Here is a 495-nt window from a genome sequence, read left to right as displayed (position 1 = left end):
GGGCTACTACCTCGCCGACTGCTTCGGCCTGCGCCTGCTCAACCGCCGCGGCTGCTTCCCCAAGTTTGACCTGTTTATCGAGCAGACCAAGGACATCTGGAAGGACATGCTCGATATCCGCAAGCGCTTCGAGCCGCGCGCCGAGGAGCTCGCCAAGAAGTACGCCCTGGCCCCCTACACCATGTTCATCGGCTCCGGCGCCCTGTGGGGCGAGACCATCCTGTTCTCGATGTGCATCCTGGAGGAGATGCAGTGGAAGCGCACCCGCTACATCACCTCGGCCGACTTCTTCCACGGCACCCTCGAGCTCGTGGAGCCCGGCGTCCCCGTGTTCCTGTTCATGGGCGAGGACGAGAACCGCAAGCTCGACGAGCGCGTCCGCGCCTTCCTGACCCGCGGCGTGACCGGCGACACCGACATCAACATCATCGACACCGCCGAGTTCGCGATCCCCGGCCTTGACGACGAGTTCCGCGTCATCGTCTCCCCGTGGAT

The 495-nt window shown here is 64.6% G+C and carries 1 protein-coding gene; it reads left to right on the top strand.

The window, feature by feature from the left end; genetic code table 11:
- Positions 1-495 (top strand): SIS domain-containing protein (locus KTF55_RS09890; protein ID WP_367303222.1); only part of this gene is annotated, 495 nt, incomplete at both ends.

Origin of the sequence: Collinsella sp. MSK.8.10, assembly GCF_019041915.1 — a bacterium.
Taxonomy (GTDB): Bacteria; Actinomycetota; Coriobacteriia; order Coriobacteriales; family Coriobacteriaceae; genus Collinsella.
This window is presented reverse-complemented; position numbering and strand designations above follow the sequence as displayed.